Origin of the sequence: Microbulbifer okhotskensis, assembly GCF_023895975.1 — a bacterium.
GTDB lineage: Bacteria > Pseudomonadota > Gammaproteobacteria > Pseudomonadales > Cellvibrionaceae > Microbulbifer > Microbulbifer okhotskensis.
In genome coordinates this window covers 83944-105857 of the sequence record NZ_JALBWM010000003.1, presented here as the reverse complement: position 1 = coordinate 105857, position 21914 = coordinate 83944, and the positions used below count along the sequence as shown (strand labels likewise).

General features: G+C 52.0%; 18 protein-coding genes. 9 read left to right on the top strand and 9 right to left on the bottom strand.

Features of this window, described 5'->3' with window-relative positions:
- The 4 genes from MO867_RS01455 to MO867_RS01440 all read left to right on the top strand — a co-directional run.
- Positions 1 to 256: hypothetical protein (locus MO867_RS01455; protein WP_252464162.1), on the top strand; the 256-nt coding region annotated here is incomplete at its 5' end.
- Between the two features lie 336 nt (positions 257 to 592).
- Positions 593 to 883 carry a serine hydrolase domain-containing protein gene (locus tag MO867_RS01450; RefSeq protein WP_252464161.1) on the top strand — a complete coding sequence of 97 codons (291 nt, stop codon included), beginning with the start codon at positions 593 to 595 and terminating at the stop codon, positions 881 to 883.
- A 269-nt stretch (positions 884 to 1152) separates the two neighbouring features.
- Entirely contained in the window at positions 1153 to 1629 is a 477-nt protein-coding gene (locus MO867_RS01445; protein WP_252464160.1) for a hypothetical protein, read from the top strand.
- 319 nt (positions 1630 to 1948) lie between these two features.
- Positions 1949 to 2278, top strand: a complete 330-nt coding sequence (locus tag MO867_RS01440; RefSeq protein ID WP_252464159.1) for a hypothetical protein — start codon at positions 1949 to 1951, stop codon at positions 2276 to 2278.
- A gap of 443 nt (positions 2279 to 2721) precedes the next feature.
- Here MO867_RS01440 and MO867_RS01435 read toward each other — a convergent pair whose 3' ends face one another.
- The 9 genes from MO867_RS01435 to gshB all read right to left on the bottom strand — a co-directional run bounded on the left by MO867_RS01435 (position 2722) and on the right by gshB (position 11312).
- Entirely contained in the window at positions 2722 to 3762 is a 1041-nt protein-coding gene (locus tag MO867_RS01435) for an alpha/beta fold hydrolase (protein ID WP_252464158.1), read from the bottom strand.
- Between the two features lie 86 nt (positions 3763 to 3848).
- Positions 3849 to 5099, bottom strand: a complete 1251-nt coding sequence (locus tag MO867_RS01430; RefSeq protein ID WP_252464157.1) for a heme biosynthesis HemY N-terminal domain-containing protein — start codon at positions 5097 to 5099, stop codon at positions 3849 to 3851.
- Positions 5096 to 6403: a uroporphyrinogen-III C-methyltransferase gene (locus tag MO867_RS01425; RefSeq protein WP_252464156.1), complete on the bottom strand. Its 1308-nt coding sequence runs from the start codon at positions 6401 to 6403 to the stop codon at positions 5096 to 5098. Before MO867_RS01425 ends, MO867_RS01430 begins: the two co-directional genes overlap by 4 nt.
- 120 nt (positions 6404 to 6523) lie before the next feature.
- Entirely contained in the window at positions 6524 to 7306 is a 783-nt protein-coding gene (locus MO867_RS01420) for a uroporphyrinogen-III synthase (protein ID WP_252464155.1), read from the bottom strand.
- Between the two features lies 1 nt (position 7307).
- Positions 7308 to 8225 (bottom strand): hydroxymethylbilane synthase, encoded by a 918-nt coding sequence (hemC, locus tag MO867_RS01415; protein ID WP_252464154.1) that lies wholly within the window; start codon positions 8223 to 8225, stop codon positions 7308 to 7310.
- Between the two features lie 66 nt (positions 8226 to 8291).
- The gene (gene ruvX / locus MO867_RS01410; protein ID WP_252464153.1) at positions 8292 to 8714 is read right to left on the bottom strand and encodes a Holliday junction resolvase RuvX; all 423 of its coding nucleotides are present in this window, start codon (positions 8712 to 8714) and stop codon (positions 8292 to 8294) included.
- Positions 8715 to 8734: 20 nt separating this feature from the next.
- Positions 8735 to 9319 carry a YqgE/AlgH family protein gene (locus MO867_RS01405; protein ID WP_252464152.1) on the bottom strand — a complete coding sequence of 195 codons (585 nt, stop codon included), beginning with the start codon at positions 9317 to 9319 and terminating at the stop codon, positions 8735 to 8737.
- A gap of 34 nt (positions 9320 to 9353) precedes the next feature.
- On the bottom strand, positions 9354 to 10262 hold the full coding sequence (locus MO867_RS01400) for an energy transducer TonB (protein WP_252464151.1): 909 nt from the start codon (positions 10260 to 10262) through the stop codon (positions 9354 to 9356).
- Between the two features lie 93 nt (positions 10263 to 10355).
- A complete protein-coding gene (gene gshB / locus MO867_RS01395) occupies positions 10356 to 11312 on the bottom strand; it encodes a glutathione synthase (protein ID WP_252464150.1) in 957 nt (318 codons plus the stop codon).
- Positions 11313 to 11664: 352 nt separating this feature from the next.
- Here gshB and pilG point away from each other — a divergent pair, with 352 nt between their 5' ends.
- From pilG to MO867_RS01370, 5 genes are all read left to right on the top strand, one after another.
- Positions 11665 to 12060 (top strand): twitching motility response regulator PilG, encoded by a 396-nt coding sequence (gene pilG, locus MO867_RS01390; RefSeq protein WP_252464149.1) that lies wholly within the window; start codon positions 11665 to 11667, stop codon positions 12058 to 12060.
- Positions 12061 to 12291: 231 nt separating this feature from the next.
- Positions 12292 to 12654 carry a twitching motility response regulator PilH gene (pilH, locus tag MO867_RS01385; RefSeq protein ID WP_252464148.1) on the top strand — a complete coding sequence of 121 codons (363 nt, stop codon included), beginning with the start codon at positions 12292 to 12294 and terminating at the stop codon, positions 12652 to 12654.
- Between the two features lie 17 nt (positions 12655 to 12671).
- Positions 12672 to 13211, top strand: coding sequence for a chemotaxis protein CheW (locus MO867_RS01380; RefSeq protein ID WP_252464147.1), 540 nt, complete (start codon positions 12672 to 12674; stop codon positions 13209 to 13211).
- Between the two features lie 153 nt (positions 13212 to 13364).
- Positions 13365 to 15506 (top strand): methyl-accepting chemotaxis protein, encoded by a 2142-nt coding sequence (locus MO867_RS01375; RefSeq protein ID WP_256473671.1) that lies wholly within the window; start codon positions 13365 to 13367, stop codon positions 15504 to 15506.
- 161 nt (positions 15507 to 15667) lie between these two features.
- A complete protein-coding gene (locus MO867_RS01370; RefSeq protein WP_256473677.1) occupies positions 15668 to 21883 on the top strand; it encodes a hybrid sensor histidine kinase/response regulator in 6216 nt (2071 codons plus the stop codon).
- Positions 21884 to 21914: the final 31 nt, after the last annotated feature.

The following is a 21914-nucleotide window of genomic DNA, read 5'->3' as shown; positions in this document are numbered from 1 at the left end:
TATCTGGCCGTGGTTCCTACCTATTTCGCCCCCTAAAACTGTCCGAAGTATTGTTCTATTTAAGGTAGATAATCTGCATATAAAAGACGAAAAAATCACGCCTAGACATCTGGCCGTCACTCCGCAGCAATTAAAGATTACTATGACTACGCCACTTGCTCTGAAAATCGTAATCGCTCCATTAGCTGGGAGCGGCACCTTCGCTTTCTTCTTGTTAAAGGAGGAGGCCTGTATGGTAGTGGGGATTATTATTTGAAAAATAAATCCGGGGAGCACAGGCAATACAGTAATCTTTCTGCCGGTTTGGCGGGATACTTTATTTCGCAGTTGGGATATGGAGAGTACCAGTTGGAGACTGAATGGACTAGATCTGGGGTCTATAACAGCACCCTATAAAGTGGAACAATGTATACCATTTGTTGGCCTGTGTACTAGTAGTGAATCTGGAAAGCTGAATTATTCAACAGGAAGATTTATCAATCCCCCTTTTAGCTATAAGAAATGTATCCGTATGCCCACAGTGGGAATCTAGTATCCACAGTATCCTGATGGTGCTGTTCGAATAAGTATTGCCGACCCCAGAGATTTCTTATTGGCGGTACTTAATAACCGTGACAAATCTGGATCTCAGATTTTATCAGAGGCCATGTGCCAGGAAATGTTTCGTCTGCAACTACCTGAGTCAATTTCAGGTTCACAGCGCTTCTTTTGGGGAGACCGTAATGGAATTGTGGCGCATATAGGAGCTGACCTGGGCATATTTTCGGATAAGTATTTTGAACCGGAACATAAGGATGGTTTTGTTATCTTGATGAATCGTGATATGGATAGTAAATCTGAAAATGCGATGAAGGGAATTGCCAATCGGCTCATGAACATTTAAATATAGGAACTGATCTGGTAGCTCCATAATGCTATGGGGCTACTGTTTTGCAAAATCTATTTTCTTGGTGGGTTTGTATTAAATTTTTTAGGGCGAAATTAGCTAAATTCGGTATACTCCTCTATCGACTGAAATCGAGTTGAAAAAGTAGATGGTAGTATTTAGTCCCACTTTAATTCTATTCGTTATATTGCCGTAACTACTTTGTTTATTTTTTTGTGTAAGGAAAGGATGGCTGAGCTATTCTGATTCAGAAAGTACAGGTATTTTTGATCGCTCTCTCTTTGGTGTCGGTAGCGACGACGGCAAATGAGTTTGATCTGCAAAAAAAAGAACCATTCGAACGAATGAAGTCCCTGCTAGGGGATTGGGAAAAAGAAGGGGGAAATGGCGAGAAATTTCACATAAAATTTTCCCAGACGGCTGGAGGCACAGTAGTAGTTGAGGATTGGATAAGTAGAGGAAAATCCCATTCGCTTACTCTCTACCATATGGATAACGGCAGCCTGTTGGCTACCCACTATTGCCCTCAAGGGAATCAGCCTCGTTTGCAGCTGGAAGCTGATAACAGGAATGAGCAAATTATTTTTTCTTTTAAAGATGCTACAAATCTTGTGGATTTAGACGCAGATCATCAGCATAGCCTAACCTTTGAGTGGTTAGAGCATGACAAGATACTTCGCAAGGAAAGCTATCTCCAGAATGGGAACATTACGCCTTCAACAATGACGCTTGTACGTAAATAAGCTGTCAAGCCGCTATAACCGAGCATTTTAAAGCGTTTAATTATTTAAAACTGGCGTGTATTTCTCGCCAGTTTTTACACGTGGGCGCCACGGCTTTTGGGGATGGGTGTACAGTGCGGCTACATAAATAGTGTGTCATAGAGTAAATTACAGGGTACTTTAATAAACTTGGCTCAGGATGGTTAAAAGCACTTTTCCTGACGCATTATTTTTCATTTGGCGACATCCTGGTGTGCCAGCAGTACTTTTTGAATTGATAGGGAAAATAGACGTCGTAGAAAGTACTTCAAATAACTAAAAAATTATGGAGTGGTAAGAAATGGAATTAATCATATTTGTACTGATTATGGTGGCGGTACTTGTGCTGCCGCTCAAGATGGCGGCGGCGCTCCTCGGCGCGAAAAACACGGGTGTGTTTTATTGCTTATTTGCCTTGCTGCTCGCGTTGATCATTCAGAGAATAGTTGGCGGTATGTTGCCGGGTGTGACAGACAGCGCCGGTATTCTGATGACGATTCCGCTGGCAGCCATTGCCTATATGCTTGTGCTCGGTACTGGCTTTTTAAAGGCTATCCTAATTGCACTTTTGCAGGGCGTAATTACCTACTTTGCCATGCTTATTTTTGCCAGTATGCCCTTGAATATCTAGTAATCGTAACTTAATAAGCATTTCTTATCTCGGGTGTGGAGAAACTATTATCAAGCTATTGGAAATTTAAGAAAAAACATTGAATCTCTGTATGTCAAACCTTAGTAAGGTTTTCAGTATTCGAATGCTTAAGTTAAACTTCCACAGAAAATTTATTAGCATTATCTGTCTGTTTTTCGCAGCATCGATTTCTATAGAGAGAGGTATTGTCAATACTGACTACGGTGCTTGCAGACCATTGAAATAGCATTGATCGGCAGATTACGAATGTGAATAGGGGGCTCGGGCTAAGGAAAATTTCTGAATAATTTTTCAACAAGCTGCTAGTAATCTAATCTTCCATTTGTTGATGCCAAGATTCACTTTTTAGCGGTTTTTGGCTCACTGCTTTTCCTGATGTCCGGCTTGTAATCGGGTTTACTTGGGCCATATACATGTAGGTGCTATTGAGGTGCAGTTTTAGGTGTAGGAGCCTTCAGAAACTGGCTGAGGGCCCCAAAATAGCTGGGGAAGGCTTCAAATTGCGGCAGGTGTCCCACGCCGTTCATCTCTACCAGTTCGGCATTGGGAATGGAAGAAGCTGTTTTTTTACCTAACTGGTCATATCGTCCCAGTTTGTCTTGTGTCGTTGGGGTGGCGCGGGCGCGACCGACTGCAGTGCGGTCGCGGGTGCCAATAATGAGCAGGGTGGGCACTTTCAGGTCGGCGAATTCGTAAAGTACAGGTTGGGTAAATACCATCTCTGAGGTAAGGGCATCTACTGTGGCCATATGTTTGGCATCGGGGCCCAGGGTCCAGCCGGCTTGGATGTCCAGCAAAGGGTCGTACGGCTTGCGCCACTGGCCGGAGAAGTAAGCGTTGCTCATATAACGCTTTATACTCTTGGGAGTTTGTCTACTTTCCCGTGCAATGGCCTCTGGTAGAGGTTCATAAGGCACCCAACGTTTCCAGTCTTCCAAGCCAATAGGGTTTACCAGTGCCAGTTTTTCGACGGATGCCGGGTACATCAATGTAAAGCGGGTAGCCAGCATTCCCCCCATGGAGTGCCCGACCACGGATACCTTTTTCACCTTTAATGCATCCAATAACCTCTTAGTATTGTTGCTCAGGCTGTGTAGGTTGTATTGCATCAGCGGCTTGCTGGATTTACCAAAACCGATTTGGTCCGGCGCAATGACTCGGTAGCCCAATTGGCTAAGTGAAGCGATAGTGTCTTTCCAGTAAGCCGAAGAAAAATTCTTACCGTGTAACAGCAGTACAGTGCCTTTAGGTTTATTGCCTTTAGCGGGTGGTATATCCATAAAGGCCATTGTCAGCGAGTAACCTTGAAGCTCAAGCGGGAAGTTGTTAACGGGGTAGGGGTAGTCATAATTACTCAAGAGTTTGTCTTGAGGGCTTATAGGATGTTCTGCGGTAGCCCATGAAGAGTAAAGTAGGGCGAGGAAGCATATCGTTATGGCGCTGTAGCGCGTAGGGGAGGTCACAATGGCATCCTTGTCGGTGGGGAAGAGTTTCGCACTAAAGTTGTATTTGCCGAAAGGCCCTTTTGCGGGTCTTTCGGCAAAATGGATTATGCGTGTGCGCCCAGGAGGGGGGTGTCCTGGCTTGGCATCGGGAGCTGGGGTAAATCACTGACGGCTTGCATCAAGCCCTCTTTGTAGAGCTTTGCTGCTTTTTCTTTCTCCCCGAGAGATTGAAACAATCGTGCCAGCTCAGCAGAGGTAACTGGGTCCTGACGCAGTAGTAGGCTCTTTTCAAAATATTGTTGCGCTTTACCCCACAGTTCATTGCGCATCGACAGGCGTCCAAGGCATGTGAGTAAGTTGGCGCTCTCACCGTATTCTTTAAGCCAGCCCTCGGCAGCGGATATTTGTGCGGATGGGTCGGCACCGATAAGACATCCGTATAGCTCGGCAAGCTCTGGATTCCAGGCCCGATTTAGTAGCCAGCGCAGGTGCTTCTCTGCCTCCGTATCTTCTCCTGTTCGATGAAGTTGCCGGGCATACAGGCTACGCAGCGCCTCGTTGCGTTGCCAGCGCCCGCTCAGGCTCTGCCAAGCATTATGCAACTTATCGAGATCATTGCGGTTGGCCGCTTCTGTCAGTTGGTGTTGGTAGACTTCCAGCTCCAGCTGTTGCAGTTCCCCATCTGGCATATTGGCGTGCTTTTCAAGCTCTGGCAGCAGTGCGCGAAGATTGCTCCAGTCGCCCAGTAAGTAATAGGCCTGCTTGAGCAGTTGCAACAGAGCTGGATGTTTGGGTTCCAGCTGTTTGGCGCGCTCGAGGCTGGCGATACATTGCTCGTAGTGCTTATCCAGCAGCTGCATCCGCGCCTGACTTAAGGCAACCGCAAGTCGAGTGTCCTCGCCGCAGGCTTCCGCTTTTGCGAGTAATTCGTTGGCTTCCTCGCGAAAGCCCAACTCAAAGGCGCTGCGTGCCGCAGCCAAATAATTGATCAAGGGGGCTTCGGAGCGCGGTGCACTTTTCAATAGTTGGCGGCGGGCGCGAGACCAGTTGCCCTCCATAAACTCCACAAGGCCACTGGTAAGACGCCGGCGCGCGACGCGCTGACGGCCAAACCGCAGGCGGTCGACACTGCCTCTGATACCGCGGAACAAGCTGCGTGCCAGCCAAACCACAAAGAACAGGATGATCAGCACGGCCACCAGGGTGAAGGCTGCGAACCAGAGGTTCATTTCGTAGCCTTTGTTCAGCTCACCGCCGATACCGATAACAAGATAGCCGGGATAATTATTGATTGCTTCAGGCAGGAAGGCGCCGAGCAGCAGTAATACCAAGGCAGTGAATAACAGTTTCTTCACTGGCTGTCCTCCTGTTGTGGCGCAGAGGTTTCCTGGCCTGAAGTCTTGTGCAGTCGCTCTATATAATTGCGCAAGGCTAGTTGAGAGGCACTCAAGTCGGGAATTTCCACCTGGATTCGCTGCTCGCTGAGCTCGGTCAGCTGCTGGGCCAGCGCCTTTCGCTGAGGGCTGGCGGTGCTGTAGGTCAGTAAAAGGTCTCGCGCACTGTCCAAGGCATCTTTGTAGACAGTAGTGTCACCGCGCAGTAAGGCCAGCTGGGCTTGCTCCATGTACAAACGCAGGGTCTGGCGGAAACGGGCCTCACTTTGTGGCGACAGCATGACCGGGTTGATATCACCGTCAATGGGGCGTACGGAGTCGCGCATAAAGCGAGTAAAGTTGTGCCATTCGCGTTCCCATAGAGGGGCACCATCATCACTGGTCGGTTGCATTTCGCGGGGCTGCTTAACCGACTCCATATTAAATTGAGGCTGGATATTAGCGCGTATCAGTTGCTCTTCCAGTGCGCGTAGGCGCAGATAGAGGCCCTGCCGGTCGATATTTTGGACCAGCTTCAGGGCGGTAATCTCTCGGGCCAGCTGCTGGCGTACACCGTAAAGATCTGGCAGGTCCACCTCACGCAATATCTCATCCACACGCTCCACCAGTCCCAGAGCTGCACGGCTGTCATCCTCGAGAAGCAGGCGCTGGTTGGCGAGGCGCAGTAGATAATCGGCCTCCGCCAGTAGCCAATCGTCACGGCTTACATTGCCAAGCTGGCCCAGCCGGCTAGCTTGGGCAGTGACGCTGCGTTGCATCACTGCCAATTGCTGTCGCAGTCCGGCGATAGCTCGATTTTGGTGTTCCATTTGATCGCGCAGGGTGGCGTTAGCCTGTTCCAGTTGATGAAAGTCGCTGGAGTAATCGGGAGCTTGGGCTTGGGTGGGGGCCGGCGCAGGATTCTCAGGGGCAATATCAGGAGTTGGGGTTTGTGTTGCAGCTTCGTTGCTGGTTGGTGTTTCTGCTTGTGGCGCACTCTCAAGCGGAATTTCAGAAGTTGGTTGGGTGGTGGGAAGGAAATCCAGGTGGGCACCGACACGCTCGCGGAATTGTGGCCAGTTAAACCAGGCGAGGGAGGCCAGTGCGATTAGTACAACGATAAATAGCAGCCACCAACCGTATCCGCTGGATTGGGCGACAGTAGCGCCACTTTTGGCCTTCTCTCCCTGAGTCGAGTTTGCGAAATTACTCTTGCTATCCGCTGTCTTGGCACCTTTTGGGGATTCGCTGGTTGCGGCTACATTTTGATCTTTCTTTTCGGTCATGGGTATGGCGGCGCAGATGGAAAATGTCGTCAGATTATAGCGAGTGACGTGGGCCTTTATAGGAGGCTGAACGCCGTTTTAAGATTTTTACCGCAAAGCGACAAAGAATTCGACAGCAAATTAGCAGACCGCTTTGCGCAGTGCTTCCAGCATAGCGCTATCACCGGCATTTAGCGCCGCGTGACAAGCGGTGAAGCCGAGCTCCCCAGCTAGTTTGGCGACTCGCACGCTAGGGCAGACTAGGGGTGTCTGAAAAAGTGTACTTTGGCCGGTCTGGTGGATGCAAAAGGTCAGGTTTGTGAGGGTCTCGCCACTGTGAACACAGATGGCATCGGGTTGAAACCCGTACTGTGCCAGGCTATCGGCGGCTTCCTGAGGCAATATCCGACGATAGAGTTCACAGTAGTTTACCCTTCCGCCCCTTTTACGCAGTGTATCGCCAATCAGGGTGCGGCCACCCAATCCGCGAAAGATCAGGATGCGTTGGCCGTTGAGCTGCTGCAGCCCGGGCAGTAGTAGCAACTCCTCGGAGTTCATTGAGATCCCACTTTGCTCGCAGGGGATACCGCAATCCTCGAGTGCTCTCGCAGTGGCTGCGCCAATTGCTAAAAAGCGTGGCCCTTTGGGGAGTTGTGGCCAGTAGCTATCGAGCCAATCCAGCCCGTAGCGCACGGCGTTTTGGGAGACAAAGATAGCTTTGTCGACTAGATCGAAATCGAGTATCGATTTCTTAATGGCTTGCGTGGATTCATCGTCCTCAAGGGGGGCGATAGCGAGCATCGGGATATTATCTACCAGGGCACCGCTATCGCGCAGGAAGACACACCAGCTTGCAGATTGCTGTGTAGGTCGCGTACTCAGAATACGCTTGCTGCGCAGCAAATCAGGTAGGACTTTATCCATCTCAGAGGGCGGCGAGAATCTTGTCAGCACCGTCGGTCAGTAACTGTTCTGCCAGCTGAGTACCGAGTTGCGATCCGTCGGCGGCGTGGCCGTGATTCTCAGCGCGTATCATGTTTCGACCATCGGGGCTGCCAACGAGCCCGCGCAGCCATAGTGCGTCACCTTGTAGTTCCGCATAGCAACCGATAGGAACCTGACACCCGCCGTTGAGGCGTTTTACGAGTGCGCGTTCGGCCGTCAGTCGGCTTGCGGTCTCACCACAGTGCAATGGTTGCAACAGAGCTTCGAGCTGACTGTCACGGCGCGATTCGATACCAACGGCACCTTGGCCTCCGGCGGGAAGGAGAACATCTGTTGGCAGAAAGGTGCGGATACGCTCGTGCATTTCTAGCCGTAACAATCCGGCGGCAGCGAGAATAATTGCGTCGTAATCGCCTGCGTCCAGCTTAGCTAGCCGGGTATTCACATTGCCGCGAAGGAATGTCACCTGCAGGTCGGGGCGACGGGCAAGTACCTGGCATTGGCGGCGCAGGCTTGAGGTGCCGATCACTGCGCCCTGGGGTAGATCGTCAAGGCTGTCATATTGGTTGCTGACAAAAGCATCGCGAGGGTCTTCACGCTGGCAAATAATCGGCAGGTGAAGTCCTTCGGGGAACTCCATGGGGACATCTTTCATTGAATGTACGGCGATGTCCGCACGACCTTCAAGCATCGCTACTTCCAGCTCTTTGACAAAAAGTCCCTTGCCGCCCACTTTTGTTAGCGGGATATCCAAAATTTGGTCGCCGCGACTGGTGAGGGGAAGTAATTCAATCTGCAGATCGGGATGCTCCCGCTGCAGTCGATCTTTGACAAAGTTGGCCTGCCACAAGGCCAGAGCGCTCTGGCGTGTGGCGATGCGAATGCGGTCTATAGGCATGCTGCTAAATCACTTATTAACTGAAGGGCAATTCTAACAGAGTCAGATTGCGGTGACTTTTACGGTTTATGCCCGGGCACGTAACCAATCTTCGAGGATAATCCGTGCGGCAATGGAGTCGACGGGGTCCTGTGCATAATTGCCCCGGTGCCCGCGTTCAAGGGCTTCCTCTTTGGCGGCACGGGTACTTAGGCGTTCATCAATCAACTCCACGGGCAGGCCATAGCGGCCGTGAAGACGTTGGCTGAATTTGCGCGCGCGCACGCCAAATTCGCTTTCACTGCCGTCCATATTGAGGGGCAGTCCGACTAACAGAAGCTGTGGTTGCCACTCCTTGATCAGGCTTTCGACCGAATCCCAATTCGGCTTGCCATCTTTTGCCGGCAGTGGCAAAAGTTCCCGCGCGCTAGAGGTGAGGCTCTGGCCGAAGGCGACGCCAATGGAGCGGGTGCCGAAGTCAAAGGCTAGGGCGGTGATGGGTTTACTCATAGTGTTCCGGTAATGTTTTATTAGGCGTGGCCCGCTTGGGAGCCGAGGCCGGAGAGGTCTATGCCGTGTCGGGCAGCGGCGCTTTCCCAGCGTTTCTCGACGGGAGTGGCAAAGAGGATCTCGGGCTCTGCCGGCAATGTGAGCCAGGCATTTTCAGCCAGCTCCTGCTCGAGCTGACCGGGCCCCCAGCCGGCGTAACCCAGAGCGAGCAGCACGTCGTCAGGGCCGCGTCCGGTTGCCAGTGATTCGAGAATATCCTTGGAGGCGGAGAGGCTGATATCGGTGTTGATTTCAGTGGTCGAGTCAAACTGCATTCCAGTGCCGTGCAGCACAAATCCTTGCTCTGGGGACATGGGACCTCCAAGCAAGACCGACTCGTCACCGCGCAGGCTGATATCTTCTAGCGACAGCTGCTCAAAAACCTCGCGCCAATGCACTTTGCTGAGGCTGTTGATCACAATTCCCATGGCGCCGTCGCTATTGTGCTCGACGATGAGCGCGATAGCGTGCTTAAAGCGAGGATCTTCCATTCCGGGCATCGCCAGCAAGAACTGTCCCCGCAGGTTCCCGTGAGTCAGGTCGCTATCGATATTCGAATTAGGCATATATTAGTAATAAGCCGCCAATGGAAAGCCAATTCTAGCCTCGGCTGGGCGGATCTCCCGCTGAAGTGGAAAACCCGGTCATTTCGAATTGCCAGGTACGGATGATTTCCAGGCGATCGGCCTCGCGGCTTATCTCCGCCGGGAAGGGCGAGAATGGCGCTGCCAGGCGCACAATCTGTTGGGCAGCATCGTCGAGAATGCGCTCACCGGAAGATGCAAGAATAACAACGTCCTCCACGGCTCCAGAGGGTAACAGTCGCACCTTCATGCGCAAGCTGCCGGTAATCTGATTTCTGAGGGCCTCCTCGGGAAAGTTATCGTTCCCGATGGCCTCCACTTTTTGTCGCCACTCATGTAAATAAGCCGCATCGGCAGAGGCCTTGGTTGCCACTGAAGTAAGGCGGCGGACTCGGGGGCGCTGGGCAATAGTCTGTCGAATTTTGTCCAACCGTGCTTGCAGGCTGGCAACTTTGGGGTTGTTCTGTGCCAAGTCGCTGGGCGCATCGCCGCGCTTTTCTTTAGAAAACTTGTCTTCGGCGGGGAGCTCTGGCGCCTGGAAAGAACTGTCGCCAATCGTGGTAATTATCAAGCGGCGCTGATCCGCTGGGCGCGCAGCTTGTTGTTGTGGTAGTGGATTGACATCGTGAATTTGAGTGTCAGCAAATTCTGCGCGGCGGTTGGTAGATAATTCCCTGGGTGAATCTGCACTACCACTGGCTAATTGGTTATGTTGTGCCAGGTAATCCGCGTCTTCCGGGGCTTGTGCTGAGCGGTGCTGGGCCAGGGTGACTTCCAATGTCGGCGGTGCTTGTGAGCCTTCTGGGCGAGTGAAATCCAGCCCTACAATAATTAGCACGTGAAACGCGGTGGCAAGGAAAAGTAAGAACACAAAGCGCTCGCGTTGTATCGCATGAGTTTGTGTCGCGTTGGCAGAGGAATTCATTATCTATTATCAACTACTACTTGTTCTGGCTCAGCGTTTCAGGCAGCTTTGTGCTCAGTGGTAAACAGCTCTGAGAGTTTTCGAGCACCCAGTTTACCTTTTTTGTGCCAGCCGGTGTGTGATCGCGCTCATTAGTCGTGAGCCTACATCAGTATTGTAAGCCGCATCAATTTCACGAACGCAAGTGGGGCTGGTGACATTAATTTCTGTTAGGAAGTCTCCGATAACATCCAGGCCGACAAATAACAGCCCCTTTTCTTTTAACGTGGGGGCGACTTGTTTGACGATCCAGCGATCCCTATCAGTTAAGGGACGTGCTTCACCGCGACCACCGGCGGCAAGATTTCCGCGAGTCTCACCCGCTTCGGGAATACGTGCCAGGCAATAGGGTACCGCCTCACCATCGACGACCAGAATACGCTTGTCGCCATCCTTAATTTCGGGAATATAACGCTGCGCCATAATTTGCTGGCGGCCATGGTCGCTAAGCATTTCCAGGATTGCACCCAGGTTGGCACCATCGGGTTTGCAGTGGAAGATGCCAGCGCCCCCCATTCCGTCGAGAGGTTTGAAGATGACATCCTTGTGCGCCTGGTGAAACTTCCGCAGCCTGGCCATATCGCGGCTGACCAGGACTGGGGGGCAGCACTGAGGAAAAGCGGTAGCAAAAATCTTCTCATTGCAATCGCGCAATGCTTGGGGCTTGTTAACCACCATGGCGCCGTCACGCTCTGCCGCTTCGAGAATATATGTCGAATAAATGTACTCATTATCAAAGGGGGGGTCGACGCGCATCAGGATGACATCCAGATCGCCCAGAGGTATCTCTCTGGGTGGCTCCAGTGAAAACCACTGCTGTGCGTTATCAAAAACCTGCAACAGGCATCCGCGGCCAACCGCACGGCCGTTGTCCAGATAAAGATCACTTTGTTTAAAATAAAACAGCTGAAAACCACAATCTTGTGCGGCTTGTAACAGCGCGAGCGTCGTATCTTTTTTAAAATTGATCTGGGCGATGGGGTCCATCACCACACCGAGGGAGTATTTCATATGGGTTTCCATATCGTTGGGTATTTCTATCCCGGTCACTGGTGGTTATGGTCTCACTTTTTGTGACCACTTCCTGTACTCATCGAAATGATAAGGTAAGAGCAGCTTTGCTTGGGCGCAACTTTTTAAAGCAAAACCCTGAGTAATTCCCGAAGTGACGATAATTTGAACTGCGTCGCTTGCGGTGTGTCGACTCCGGTAGATTCGCCTGGGGTTCTGTGATAAAAGTTCGTTTCAGTGTGCGACCTTAGCCAGGCTAGGCACCCAGACCCCGAAAGCGGTTTGAAAAAAAGGGCGCAACTAAAATTCTCGCGTGCCCGAAAATAAGTAAACAGGGGATTCAAAAAAGACTATGGAGCTTAACTGGGAAAGTCTGACTGTAATGGTGATCGACGACAGTAAGACAATTCGCCGCACTGCGGAGACGCTGCTGCAAAAAGCGGGCTGTACTGTTGTCACTGCGACAGACGGTTTTGATGCGTTAGCAAAAATTGCGGACTCCCGTCCGGATGTCATTTTTGTGGATATTATGATGCCGCGCCTGGATGGCTACCAAACTTGCGCATTGATTAAAAATAATAGCGAATTCCGCTCTACTCCAGTGATTATGCTGTCAAGTAAGGATGGATTGTTCGATAAGGCAAAAGGACGCGTTGTTGGTTGTGATCAATACTTAACCAAGCCCTTCAGTAAAAGTGAATTATTGGGTGCTATCTCTGCGCATGCCAAACCGCATCATGCTGCTTAAATGGTACGATTAAGAAAAGATAAACAGATTTTATCGTAGGCCTGCGAGCCGAGTACCATAAATTTAATGAAGTACAGGATCTTGAGGTTTTCGATAACCCGTCGGATTCTGTACTCGGACAGACGGTAGTCATAGTGCGGCCTTGGCACATGCTAGCGAAAATAATCACAACAAAACTGCCGAGCGCTTTACTTGTTGCGTAGTTGCCGAATAGATGTCATGGGGGAAATGATGGCAAGAGTACTAATAGTTGATGACTCTCCTACCGAAACACACAAGCTGACTACCATTCTGGAAAAGAATGGCCATGCCGTAATCACGGCTACGAATGGTGAAAACGGAATTGAAGTGGCTCGCGCTGAGCGTCCAGATCTGATCTTGATGGATATTGTGATGCCGGGTCTTAATGGCTTCCAGGCGACCCGCCAGCTGAGCAAAGACAGCAACACCGGTGAGATTCCAATCATTATGGTGACCACCAAAGACCAGGACACTGACCGCGTTTGGGGTATGCGTCAGGGCGCCAGAGCTTACCTGACCAAGCCTGTCGAAGAGGGTAAGTTACTGAATGCTATCGAGGAGGTGTTGGTCTAACTGGCCAGCTGCGAAAAGTGCAGTCACAAACACCATATTTAGCACTGGTTGATATCGCGCGGCGCGCCAAAGCGCAGGCCTCGGGGTTGCCCGGCCGCCGGGAAATCAAACCTTATTGGACCGGTATCGGTTTCTCGCTTCTAGATAACCACTTTGTCGCCTCTATGGACGACGTGGTGGAACTACTTGAAGTGCCACAGCATACCTTTATTCCCGGCGTTCAGCCCTGGGTAAAAGGTGTCTCCAATGTACGCGGCCGCCTGCTTCCTCTGATCGATCTCGCAGCCTTTTACGGTGGCCATCTTTCCGGTCCTCGGCAACAGCGTCGGGTATTGGTGCTCGAGCGCGATAAAACCTATGTCGGCTTGATTGTCGATAGCTTGTACGGAATGCAGCACCTGGCATTTGAATATGCTCAGGAGGCACCGACAGATTTAGTTGAGCCGTTCGCACCGATGGTGCACGGGCAATTTGTTTTGCAGCAGCAGCGCTGGCTTGTACTCGATATGCGCGCGCTGATCAAAGATGCGCGATTTATGGATGCGGCTATACGCTGAGTAGCCCAGCTTTTTCCCCGGCTGTCGGTTGGCCGAGGTGGCCCGCATTTAGTGTAAGGATGTACAGCACTGTCTGAGGGGTCTTGTCGTTTAAGCGTTAAAACAATAGTGGTACTAAACCGGCCTAATACAATGGCCCGCTAGGAGTAAATTATGAAACCAGGCTCCCAGAGTTCCTTTTCCGCGCTGCGCAGTAACCCTGCCGCGTTGGTATTAGGTCTACTGGTACTCGCCACGCTGGCGGGGCTTATTGTCAGTATGTATTTGGTGCAGACCCGAGACGACCAGGACAAACAGTATCTGCAACAAGTAGCGGAGTTGCGGGCTCTCTCCTATCAGGTGGCCTCGTTTGCCTCGGCGGCAACGGCAGGTGATGCCGAGGCTTTCGTTGAGCTTGAAACTGTCACTGAAGAAATGGCTGATACTTGGAGTCAGCTAAACAGTATGGAGAGCGTTAGTCGTCGCGCACTGGGTGGGCAGCTGTCAACCTACGGTCAGGTATGGCGCAATCTGCGCGGGCAGGTTGATACCATCATTAGCAACAGGGAGACCATTGTCTTTCTTAACGATATTGCCTCCACGCTGAGTGACTCGCTCCCGGAATTGCAGGCAGAACACAACAACATTGTGGAAATCCTACTGGCTAACAATGCCCCGGCAAACCAAGTGGAGCAGGCCCAGTTACAAGTTTGGCGTGCTGAACGTATCGGTCGGAATATCGATAAAATGTTGCAGGGTGGCGATGACGCTGAAGCTGCTGCTGACCAGTTTAATACCGATGCCAGCCTCTTCGGTAAAGTGGTTGATGGTATGAAAAGTGGCGACGTCGTGATGGGAATTTCCCGCATTACCGATGAAGAAGCTCGTCACTCTCTGGATGAGATCACTGAACTATTCGGATTCGTAAGTACGTCTGTGCGCGATATCTTTGAGGCGACACCGGCTCTGTTTGCCACCCGCCAGGCTTCCGATGGCATTATTGTGTCGTCACCAGAATTGATTGAAGCCCTCAGTACCCTGAATGACCGAATCGTAAACCTTTCTGATGATCGTCAGCCGAATAACCTGACCATTGCCGCGCTGGCACTGGTCTTCGTTCTTCTGATCTTCGGTATGATGGCGATGGCCTTCTCCGGTACCCACCGTAACCTGAAGAAAGAGGAAGATAATAACTATCGTAACCAGCAGGCAATTATGCAGTTGCTGGATGAGCTGGGAGACCTAGGCGATGGTGACTTGACAACTTCTGCAACGGTAACCGAGGCCTTTACTGGCGCGATTGCCGATTCCATCAACTTTACCATTGACCAGTTACGCGTGCTGGTATCACGAATCAACAGCGCTGCGCAGGAAGTATCCGGCCTGTCGCAGGAAACCCAGCAAACCGCTCTTCACCTTGCTGAGGCTTCCGAGCACCAGGCGCAGGAGATCGCTGGAGCCTCTGCTGCAGTTAATGAAATGGCCGTGACCATTGATCAGGTATCTGCCAACGCCTCTGAATCTGCCCAGGTAGCCGAACGTTCGGTACATATCGCGGGTAATGGTGCAAAGGTGGTACAAAATACCATCAAAGGAATGGATAACATCCGCGAGCAGATTCAGGATACGTCGAAGCGAATCAAGCGATTGGGTGAGTCCTCGCAAGAGATTGGCGATATCGTAAGCTTGATTAACGACATTGCCGATCAGACCAACATCCTGGCCTTGAATGCTGCGATCCAGGCAAGTATGGCCGGTGACGCGGGTCGAGGCTTTGCGGTGGTTGCGGACGAAGTTCAGCGACTTGCAGAGCGCTCTGCCGCAGCAACGAAGCAGATTGAGGGCCTGGTAAAGGCGATTCAGTCTGATACCAACGAAGCGGTGATTTCCATGGAGCAGACCACCAGTGAGGTGGTACGCGGTGCCCGATTGGCTCAGGATGCGGGTGTTGCTCTAGAGGAAATTGAGAGCGTATCTAACAACTTGGCATCGTTGATTCAAAACATCTCCAACGCGGCTCGTCAGCAGGCTTCCTCTGCAGGCCACATTTCCAATACGATGAACGTGATCCAGGAAATTACCTCGCAAACCTCTGCCGGTACACAGGCTACGGCCCAGTCTATTGGTAACCTGGCGCAGACTGCTAGCGCACTGCGTGAATCTGTTGCTGGCTTCAAGCTGCCTCAAGAAGAAAGCGTTGAGAGCAACAGCGACCTGTATGATGTGGAATTACCGGAAATGGATACGGATACCTTCACTATTGAGGGTGAAGGAACTCATTCATTGGAGTCCCGCGAAGACCGGGCTTTGGCCTAACCCACACAATAATGCCCGGCTGTGTACAGATCGGCCGGGTGCAAAGGGGCGCACGGAATTGCTTCCGAAAATCCACGAGTTTTTGCTCGCAGCGGACTGTAGCGCCTGAGTACTGAATAAATTATTGGGGACTTGGCGTGAGTCACTACAGTCCGAACTTCATGGCCTTGGATTGGCTGATCGGTGAAATTAACGAGACACTGGCGCAAGCCCGTCAGTTTCTCGAAACTTTCGCTGTAGAACCCGATACGGGTGTTTCTCTTCTGCAAAACAGTTTGACGCTGGTACATCAGGTGCACGGTAGCCTGCATATGGTGCAGCTAAATGGCGCGGCTATGCTGGCTGAAGAGATGGAGCAACTTATCCAAGCTCTCGCCAGCGGAGCCGTTGAGAATACCGATGAAACGCGCGAATTTCTTATGCGCGCACTGCTGGAACTGCCGCTCTATCTTGAGAAGGTTTCCTTTCAGCGCCGTGATAATGCAGTGCTTTTATTGCCTCTATTGAACGATTTACGTGCGGTGCGCCGCGAGCGTTTAATCAGTGAAAGTGCACTTTTTTCTCCGGAATTATCTCCACTGGATAAGGTGGTTGGCAAACGCCAGCCCCTTACTGCAGATAGCGCGCGTTTAAATGACCTGGTCACAAAACTGCGCAAGATGTATCACGTCGCTGCTGCGGGATTGATCAGAGATGTAAATAGTGGAGAGAGCCTCGCCTACCTCGCTAAAATCGTCGAGAAAATGCAGCTGCTCTATAGTGGCAGCTGCCGGCAGTCCTTATGGGAAGTACTGCTCGGCATCCTGGAAGCCCTCGGCGAACACCGTATTAATGTACAGCCGGCTCTGCGCCACCTGCTGCGTAAGGTTGATATAGAGTTCAGGTTGTTACAGGGGCGCGGTGTAAAAGTACTGGATGCGGGTCTCGACACAGGTTTCCTTCGCAACCTGCTTTTCTATGTTTATCTCGCAGGCCCCAGCGGCCCTCGCTGCGAAAAAATCTACCAGAGATTTGCCCTCGATCAGGCCGTTCCCGGAACACCGCGCCCGGATACTGAAGATGTGCTTGCTATGGGCCCCGAAGCCCTGGGTAGTGCGATTGTGGCTGTGCGTGATGAATTGCAGTTGGTTCGCGAGGCCTTGGAGCCCAGTACAACAGGTGCCGAGCAAGCTTCGCTGTCTGAGACGGCTGCAGTCGCTAAACGACTGGCGGACACCCTAGGCATACTGGGCCTGGAATCCCAGCGGGCCCGCGCGCGTAGTGTTTATGAGTATCTGCGAGATGCCTCCCGCGGTACGGATGTAGAAGAATTTCTGATGCGGGCGGCTGGTGAGCTGGTGCAGCTAGATTCTGCACTCGCTGCAACCGTTGATCGAAACAAAAATGTCGACGACGAGCAGCCCATTATGGGCGACGCCACCGACTCGGTACTGCGTGAAGCCAGGCTTGCTCTTGAGGCCGTTAAAGAAGCCGTAATGGAGTATGTTGCCAGTCACTGGGATATCAGTTATCTGAGCCGTGTACCTCAGCGCCTCCAGGAAGTCTGTGGCGGCTTGGAAATGGTCGGATACCAACGCGCCAGCAAGATTATTTCAGCCTGCAATCGCTATATTAGTAAAACCCTTATGGAGGCTGCAGAGCAACCAGAGTGGACGATGCTGGATACTTTGGCCGATGCCATTACCAGCGTCGAATACTACCTGGAGCGTCGTGCTGAAGGCCTGACCGACACGGAAATGCTATTGGCTCTGGCCGAGGAAAGTATTACAGCGCTCGGTGTTTCGATACTTGGCGATGAAGAGGTCGCAGCAACGACGACTGCTGATAAGCCTCTGGTCGATCAAGAGACAGTGCAGAACCTCGTCGATGATGAACTACTGGCCGTCGCAGAGGCCCCTGTTCTGATTGACGAGGGTGTACATAATTTTGTTGAGGAAGTGTCGTCAGCGGTCACTTCGGACCTGGCAGAAACTGCCCAGAGCGGATTCGAGGCGGAAGAAGCGGCAATTCCAGCTGAGCGCGAAAATGAGTCGATTGTCGAGGCATCCTGGTTCTCGATTGAAGATTCCGCAGCTGACAATACTCTTGCTCCACAGCCTGAAGTTGAAGTCTCTGGTTTAGAAAATAAAGCCGCAAAGGCCATTGATATTGCTCCGACTGTGGCGCAGATAGATCACCAGGAATCGTCTCAAGTAGAGCAAGTTACAACTGAGGCTGGGGAACTCGGTGACGATACTGAGAGCCTTATCGACGATGAAATCATCGAAATATTTCTGGAGGAGGCGAATGAAGTTCTAGGGAACATCAGTGGCTATTTCCCGGAATGGGCCGCCAATTTTTCCAATCAGGATGCGTTAATTGAGTTCCGTCGAGGGTTTCACACCCTGAAAGGGTCCGGCCGTATGGTCGAGGCCGTGGATATCGGTGAGCTGGCTTGGGCGGTGGAAAATATGCTCAACCATGTGATTGACGCTAGCGTAACACCCGGACGCCCTCACGTTTACCTGATCGAACAGGTCTACCAAAAGCTGCCCTCCATGATCGAGGCATTCAGGCTTGGTCAAAATGATCCGGATCAGCAGCTTACCCTGCAGTTACAGGCCTGGGCGGAGCAGCTAAGTGCCGGGCAAATTCCGGCTGACCTGGAACTACAAAGTGTTGATGGCACTACAGCGATTATCCCGGAGGAAGAAGATTCGAGCGAGGACCTCGCACAGCTGTGGGAGATTTTCGCCCAGGAGGCCGAGACACACCTCGTGGTTGTAGATGGCTACTTGGAAGAGATGCAGGCTACGGCTCCCGTATATGGTGTCCCGAGTGATCCATTACACCGTGCATTGCATACACTAAAAGGCTCCGCACATATGGCGGAAGTCAAAGTGGTTGCCGAGATTATGGCGCCCTTGGAACGCTTCGCTAAAGAATTGCGTATCTACCAAGTGCCGATCGATGCGGATATTTTTGAGCTGCTCAGCGATGGTGCGATTTATGTGCGGCAGGTTTTGGAGCAAATCCACTCCATTGAACCTCTCGCGATTGAAAAATCTGAGCAATTTCTTGCCCGTGTAACTGAGTTGCAAGAGCGTTCTGTGGGCCACTTGATCAGGGAGCGCGAGGGTGATGAGCCCCGTGCGGTGGACCCGCAGCTACTCGAAGTTCTGATGGCCGACGGCATGCGGGTGCTGCTGGATGCAGACCAGATGCTCGCTGAATGGCGTGCTAACCCCACAGATAAAAGCCGTGTGGTACTGGTTGCCGAAGAACTGAACGTATTGTTGGAAGCTGCCAGCCGTGCGCAGTTACCCACCCTGGCTGAACTCTCAGAGTTACTGTTGAATGTCTACGGTAAAGTGCTCGCTGGTGAATTGGAGCAGGAACCCGCATTCTGGGCGTCCCTGGAACAGGGCCACAATGAGCTTCTCGACTTGGTGGATGCGGTCGCTGCGGCACAGGATTTGCCAGAAGTCAGTGAAGCTGTTGAAGAAGCACTGCGCTATTTGGTCCAGGGTGAAGATAATGCCCCTTCTGACGATGATTACGATTTATGTGAGCTGGGAATTGATAGTGACGCGCTAACTATCGCAGAAGCCCAGGATGAGCCCGCGAAGACTGACATCATTGAAAACGAAGATCCGGTGCTGCTTGAGGCGGATGAAGCTTCGACTGTTTCTGTAGACGAGTGGATCGAATTCCCGGCTACCGAAACAGAGGACGAGCGCGTTTTGCCAGTTGCAGAGCCGGTAACGGAGCTGGAGTTCCCTTATTGGCAGCCCGGTGAAACCGATCTGGCAGCGTCGGAAGAAGCACAGATTACCCCGATCATTGAGGTGGAAACAGCGGAAGATCTCGCCGCAGATTCAACCGATCTATCACCAGGGGCGGTCAGTGTAGCGGATTTGCAAAAGTTACTGGCAGACATTGATCCGGATATTGTCGATGTATTTATGGAAGAGGCTGATGACCTCAACGATGAGCTTGAGGAGCTGATCCAAAGCTGGGAAGAAGCGCCGGAGAGCCACGAGCAGGCGGAAGCTTTAAAACGCGTGTTGCATACCTTTAAGGGTGGCGCTCGTATGGCGGGTTTGATGGGGCTAGGAGAAGTAGCGCATCGCTTCGAGACCGTCATTGAAGGGATGCGCGATAACGCCCGCCCTTCAGCAGACTTTTTTGCAGATGCCCACGGCATTCACGATCGTCTTGTTGATGGTGTAGACACGGTGCGTGCCTGGATGACGGGTGAGCAGCTGGAGGCTTTTGCTCAGCTGGTCAGTGCAAATTGGGCAGACTTGAAGCCTTCTAAGACCGCCGTCGCTGAGCCAATCGTTGAACCTTCTGTAATTCCGGAAGAAGTTGGCCTTGTCGCCGGAGCCGAGATGGTTCAGGGCCCCGAGGGCTCTGAAGGCAATATAGTTGCTGCACAATTGCCTGAGGTGGTTGCAAATCCAGATAGCGACAACATTTTGCCGTTTATTCGCAAAGCGGGTAGCTCTGATCAGGACGTGGCTACCCCGGGTAGGAACCAGCCCCAGGAAATGGTACGCGTTGCAGCTGAACTTCTTGAGGAGCTGGTAAACCTCGCCGGTGAGACGGCAATTTCTCGCGGTCGTCTCGAAGAGCAGATGAGTGAGTTCGGTGTTGCCCTCGATGAGATGGACATGACACTACTTCGCCTCAATGAGCAGTTGCGTCGTCTCGACCGGGAGACGGAAGCTCAGATACTGTTCCGACAGGAGCAGCTGGCTGAACAAGATGGCGATTTTGATCCACTGGAAATGGATCGCTATTCGTCTATTCAGCAGTTGTCGCGCTCACTTTTGGAATCCACCTCTGACTTGATGGAGCTTCGCTCCACTCTGGACAACAAAGCACGGGACACAGAGACTCTGCTACTTCAACAGTCCCGGGTAAATACCGAGCTACAGGAAGGCCTGATGCGCAGTCGCATGGTGCCTTTCTCTCGCCTGGTGCCCCGTTTACGTCGGATTGTACGCCAGGTCAGTGCCGAGCTCGGCAAGCAGGTTGAGTTGGCGTTTTCCAATGTTGAGGGAGAGCTGGATCGCTCTATGTTGGAGCGTATGGTGGCCCCGCTGGAACATATGCTGCGCAATGCCGTGGACCACGGTATTGAAATGCCAGAAGAGCGCTTGGCTGCCGGTAAGGCTGAACGAGGGCACATTGATGTTGCCCTGAAAAGGGAGGGCAGTGAAGTTGTTCTCACAATCCGCGATGACGGCGCCGGCATCAATCTGATCCGGGTACGTGAAAAGGCAGTGGAAAGCGGCCTGATGAGACCGGATGCAGAACTCTCCAACAATGAAGTTCTGCAGTTTATTTTGCAGGCTGGTTTTACCACTGCAGAGAAAGTTACCCAGATATCCGGTCGCGGTGTGGGGATGGATGTCGTTTCCGCCGAGCTGAAACAAATCGGTGGCAATGTTCACATCAATTCAGAGGCTGGTGCGGGCACAGAATTCGTGGTGCGACTACCATTTACCGTATCGGTCAATCGGGCGTTGATGGTAAAAATTGGCGATGATCTGTTTGCACTGCCGCTGAATACGATTGAAGGTATTGTGCGTCTCAGCCCCTTTGAGTTAGAGCACTATTATCGCTCCGATGGTACGCGCTTTGAATATGCTGGAGAACACTATCAGGTCAGCTATTTCGGTACCCTGTTGAAGTCCGGTGCTCAGCCAAAACTCAGTGTCGATGATATGCAGTTGCCGGTATTGTTGGTGCGCTCTGAGGGGCATGCTATGGCCCTACAGGTGGATGCGATCAAGGGCAGTCGAGAGATTGTGGTGAAGAGCCTCGGGCCCCAGTTTGCGGGAGTTCAAGGGGTGTCGGGCGCGACGGTAACCGGTGATGGTAGCGTCGTGGTGATTCTGGATGCGCATGCTCTGTTGCGTCGCCAGGCTACTCAACTGGCCAGGCCGGAAATGCCACAACTTGAAATTCAGCTGCAAGCCGATACACCGCTTGAAATCGAAGCGCGGCAGCAGACAGTGATGGTTGTGGATGACTCGGTAACCGTGCGTAAAGTAACCAGTCGCTTCCTGGAGCGTGAAGGTTATCTGGTTAGTACGGCTAAGGATGGTCAGGATGCAGTGATTCAGCTACAGGACAAGATTCCCGATCTGATACTACTGGATATTGAGATGCCGCGTATGGATGGCTTTGAAGTAGCGAGACATATTCGCTCCAGCAGCCGCCTGCGGGATATCCCCATCGTTATGATCACATCCCGTACAGGCAATAAGCACCGCGATCACGCCATATCCTTGGGTGTGAATCACTACTTGGGTAAGCCCTATCAGGAAGATGTGTTGTTGGCGGCGATCCGCGAATATGCAGACGCCGAAGCGGTAGGCGGCTGATCTGGTCTGCCCATCAAGCGGCAGGCTGTAA

Coding starts and splice junctions, on each gene's coding strand:
- MO867_RS01440 (WP_252464159.1), top strand. CDS start 1,949: ATGGAATTAATCATATTTGTACTGATTATGGTGGCGGTACTTGTGCTG.
- hemC (WP_252464154.1), bottom strand. CDS start 8,225: ATGCCTATAGACCGCATTCGCATCGCCACACGCCAGAGCGCTCTGGCC.
- MO867_RS01405 (WP_252464152.1), bottom strand. CDS start 9,319: ATGCCTAATTCGAATATCGATAGCGACCTGACTCACGGGAACCTGCGG.
- MO867_RS01400 (WP_252464151.1), bottom strand. CDS start 10,262: ATGAATTCCTCTGCCAACGCGACACAAACTCATGCGATACAACGCGAG.
- ruvX (WP_252464153.1), bottom strand. CDS start 8,714: ATGAGTAAACCCATCACCGCCCTAGCCTTTGACTTCGGCACCCGCTCC.
- MO867_RS01420 (WP_252464155.1), bottom strand. CDS start 7,306: ATGGATAAAGTCCTACCTGATTTGCTGCGCAGCAAGCGTATTCTGAGT.
- MO867_RS01425 (WP_252464156.1), bottom strand. CDS start 6,403: ATGACCGAAAAGAAAGATCAAAATGTAGCCGCAACCAGCGAATCCCCA.
- gshB (WP_252464150.1), bottom strand. CDS start 11,312: ATGAAATACTCCCTCGGTGTGGTGATGGACCCCATCGCCCAGATCAAT.
- MO867_RS01370 (WP_256473677.1), top strand. CDS start 15,668: ATGGCCTTGGATTGGCTGATCGGTGAAATTAACGAGACACTGGCGCAA.
- MO867_RS01375 (WP_256473671.1), top strand. CDS start 13,365: ATGAAACCAGGCTCCCAGAGTTCCTTTTCCGCGCTGCGCAGTAACCCT.
- pilG (WP_252464149.1), top strand. CDS start 11,665: ATGGAGCTTAACTGGGAAAGTCTGACTGTAATGGTGATCGACGACAGT.
- pilH (WP_252464148.1), top strand. CDS start 12,292: ATGGCAAGAGTACTAATAGTTGATGACTCTCCTACCGAAACACACAAG.